Here is a 3479-nt window from a genome sequence, read left to right as displayed (position 1 = left end):
GGCCGTCACCACCGGCGCGTGGGCGACGGCCCGCCACCAGGGGTCGAGCGGGAGACCCGGCCCCGGCTCGAAGGGCTGGCCCGGGCGGGGCGCGGCGACCCGCGCCCCGTACCGCTCCGCCGCGGCGACCGTGCCCTCGACCGGCTCCTCCCACGGGTGCGGGGCGAGATTGAAGGTGCCCCAGTGGATCGGCAGCATGATCCCGCGCGCGGCCTCGCCCTGGAGGTCGACGTGGGCCCGCATGCCCTCCTCGGGGGTCATATGGATATCGGGCCAGAATTCGCTGTAGGCGCCGATCTGCACCATCGTGGCGTCGAACGGACCGTACTGGGCGCCGATGTCCGTGAAGCCCGGGAAGTACCCGGTGTCACCGCTGTGGAAGATCCGGTGCTCGGGCCCGGCGACCACCCAGGAGGCCCAGAGGGTGTGCTGGGTGTTGCGCAGCGCCCTGCCGCAGAAGTGGCGGGCGGGGGTGGCGGTGAGGGTGAGGTCGCCCACGATGGTGGACTCGTGCCAGTCGAGCTCGGTGATCCGGTCGGCCCGTACGCCCCAGTGCTCCAGGTGGGCGCCGACGCCCAGCGGCACGGCGAACCGGCTGCCCGCGCGGGCCAGCGCTCTGACCGTGGGCATGTCCAGGTGGTCGTAGTGGTCGTGGGAGATCACCACGACGTCGACCGGCACGACCTCGGACAGCGGTACGGGCACGGGGTGCAGCCGCTTCGGGCCCGCGAAGGCGAACGGCGAGCAGCGCTGCGACCACACCGGGTCGAAGAGCACCCGGTGGCCGTCGATCTCCGCCAGCACGCTGGAGTGGCCCATCCACGTCAGCCGCAGCCCGGAGGCCGCGGGCGCGGCGAGTTCGGCGACGGTCGTGGGGTGGACGGGCACGGCGCCGATGGGGGTGCGGCGGGCCCGCCCCTCCTTGCGGAAGTATGTGGGCAGGAACTTCAGCAGGGAGCCGGACGGGGTGCGGTCCGCCGCCACGGGGTTGGTGAAGACGCCGTCGGCGAAGTTCGGCGACCGCCTGATGCGCTCCATCCGCTCGCCCGAGGGATCCGCGCCGAACGCGGCCGGGCGCAGGGCGTCGAGCGGTGAGCTTTTCGGACGGAAGCCGGTCACGGCACCTCCAGGGACGGCCGGGCCGCGGCCCGGGCGAGTGGGCAGGTCATGCCATTATCCGTCCTTCGTGGCGGCGGGCCGGTGGCCCCCCGCCCACGGCCCGGCCGCGCCCGCGCGAACTCCGCGTGCCGCCGCCCGGACCCACCCCCGTGTCCACGGTCCGGACGGCGGCGACGGACAGCCGTCCCCGTGGCCCACTGTGCAGCCTCGCGGCCCGCGGCGCACCCCGATTTTCATGCGCATGCCACATCAGTCCGGGCCCTGGAACCCACCGGCCCGGAGCGTGATGTTCAGCCGCCCGGACAGGCCGAGCGCGGCGGGCGCGCTGCCCGGGTGCGTACGGGGCACGCCGTGGAAGGCCATGCGCGCGGGCCCGCCGAAGACGAAGAGGTCGCCGCTGCGCAGCTCGACGTCCGTCCACGGCCGGTTGCGGCCGCTCGTGTTGCCGAACCGGAAGACGCAGCTGTCGCCCAGGCTGAGCGAGACGACCGGCGCGTCGGACTTCTCCTCGCGGTCCTGGTGCATGCCCATCCGGGCGCGGGCGTCGGGTCCGTAGAAATTGACGAGGGCGATGTCGTACGGCGGCAGACCGGCGGGTTCCGTGCCGTACGCGTCGGCCACGGCGGCCCGCGCGAGCTCGCCCAGCCAGGCGGGGAACGGCTTGACGGGCGCGCCGTCGCCGTCCACGACGGTACGGGCGTAACCGTAGGGGAACCAGTGCCGGCCGAGGCATACGGTACGGACGGACATCGGGGCACCGCCGGGCATGTGGACGGTACGCAGCCCCGCCGGGGGCCTGGCCCAGGTGCGGCAGGCGGCGAGCAGCCGTGTCTGGGCGGCGGGGTCGAGCCAGTCGGGGACGTGCACGGCGCCTTCGGTGACAACGGCCCGCTCCCGGGGGAAGAGCTGGTCGTCCATGCGGCCAGGGTAATGACCGTCGGCTCAGGGGAGGTGGCCCGGGTCGCAGCAGGCGCCGCAGGAGCCGTACCCGCCGTCCGTGGCCGAGGGGCGCCGCGGCGGCTGGGGTGCGGTGCGGAGGAGCTGTTCGCGCAGGAGTCCCTTCGGGAGGGCGGCCGGGCCGTCGAGGGCGACCGCGCCGGCGAGCCCCTTCGGGTGCGCGGCGCGGAGGGCCCGTCGGCCCGCCCGGGTGGGCCGTGACCAAGGCACCCTGGTCACCAGCCGCACCGCGACACCACAGGCGACGCACGCGAGCAGCGCGAACGGCACCGTGCGGCTGCCCGGCGCGAGGGACCCGGCCAGCGCGAGGAAGGCGGCGGCCGTCAGCGCGGCCGTGTGCCGCCGTTCGGCGCGGCGCACCGGGGGATCCGGCTCGGCCGGGGCCAGCAGGCCCTTCGCCACCAGCGCCGATTCGAGGTCGCTCAGGGCCGCCGCGTGCTCCACCTTGGTCCGTGCCGCGCCGATGGTGCAGTGCCAGCGGTCCCCGCAACAGGCCAGCAGGGCGCGTTCGACCGCGTCGTAGGTGACGGGGCTCAGCACCTTGATCAGACCGTCGGTCGTCACCCTGATCCGTCCGTCGTCGTACATCAGGGTGATCACGGTCTCCACGACCCGCTGCGGCCCGCCCGCGAGCCGGGCGAGCTCCAGCGGGCCCGGTGCCCCGCCCGCGGTGGCGGCCGTCGCCCTGCGGCGGACGAGGACCAGGAGACCCGTGGGGAAGGCGACGGCGACGAGAGCGACGGCGAGTGCGAGTGCGCGTACCCAGGCGGTGGTCATGCCGGTCAGATGCCTTTCGCGGAGCGCGACGCCGTGCGGAGGGAAGCGAGGAAACGGAAGATCCGTACGGCGGCGGGGCGGCGGCTTCCGCGAGTGTCACGGGGTGCGCGAGGTGAGGGCGTGCCCATGACGGTCTGCCAGTCGGTCAGGATGTCGCGGCACCGGGGGTCGCGCGGCACGCCCGTGGCCAGCAGGTGGCCGACGAAGTCCAGCGCGTCGCGGCGGGGGCCCGCGGCGAGGGGCCGGGTCCGCGCGTAGGCGTGGAAGAGGCCGGGGAACTCCCGCCCCAGGATCAGGGCGAGTTCGGGCGCTGCCCGGACGAGACCTTCGGCGCGCTTCGCCAGCAGGGCCTTGCGCTGCACCTCCAGCCGTTCCGGGTCGAAGCCCCGCGGCACCGGGCCGCCCGCGACGAGCGCGGCCAGCAGGGCGGCCTGGTCCCGGGCGAGACGCCGCCGGGCCCGCTGCCGCGGATCGGGGTCAGCCATGGTGGCCGTTCCGCCGCACCACCGCGCGGACGGCGGCGAGTTCCGCGCCGAGCTCACCGGCGGCCGGGAAGTCCGCGTCGCGCTCCAGCAGGACGCCCGGCGGTACGGACCGGGTGCACAGCTCGTCGAGCAGATCCAGGG

The 3479-nt window shown here is 75.3% G+C and carries 4 protein-coding genes; all 4 read right to left on the bottom strand.

All coding sequences use genetic code 11. The annotated features are described in order from the left end of the window. Positions 1–1119 (bottom strand): MBL fold metallo-hydrolase (locus K6I34_RS33895; protein ID WP_229331880.1); only part of this gene is annotated, 1119 nt, incomplete at its 3' end. A gap of 249 nt (positions 1120–1368) precedes the next feature. Then, on the bottom strand, positions 1369–2037 hold the full coding sequence (locus K6I34_RS33890) for an alpha-ketoglutarate-dependent dioxygenase AlkB (protein ID WP_229331879.1): 669 nt from the start codon (positions 2035–2037) through the stop codon (positions 1369–1371). Positions 2038–2061: 24 nt separating this feature from the next. After that, positions 2062–2853 carry a TIGR04222 domain-containing membrane protein gene (locus tag K6I34_RS33885; RefSeq protein WP_229331878.1) on the bottom strand — a complete coding sequence of 264 codons (792 nt, stop codon included), beginning with the start codon at positions 2851–2853 and terminating at the stop codon, positions 2062–2064. A 5-nt stretch (positions 2854–2858) separates the two neighbouring features. After that, positions 2859–3338 carry a hypothetical protein gene (locus tag K6I34_RS33880; RefSeq protein WP_229331877.1) on the bottom strand — a complete coding sequence of 160 codons (480 nt, stop codon included), beginning with the start codon at positions 3336–3338 and terminating at the stop codon, positions 2859–2861. Positions 3339–3479: the final 141 nt, after the last annotated feature.

Source organism: Streptomyces sp. UNOC14_S4 (assembly GCF_020740835.1).
Taxonomy (GTDB): Bacteria; Actinomycetota; Actinomycetes; order Streptomycetales; family Streptomycetaceae; genus Streptomyces.
Note: the sequence above shows the minus strand (reverse complement) of the source record. Positions and strands in the feature narration are given on the sequence as shown.

Bases quoted from the DNA above. Each gene is read 5' to 3' on its own strand.
- K6I34_RS33880 (WP_229331877.1), bottom strand. From the start codon at position 3,338: ATGGCTGACCCCGATCCGCGGCAGCGGGCCCGGCGGCGTCTCGCCCGG.
- K6I34_RS33885 (WP_229331878.1), bottom strand. From the start codon at position 2,853: ATGACCACCGCCTGGGTACGCGCACTCGCACTCGCCGTCGCTCTCGTC.
- K6I34_RS33890 (WP_229331879.1), bottom strand. From the start codon at position 2,037: ATGGACGACCAGCTCTTCCCCCGGGAGCGGGCCGTTGTCACCGAAGGC.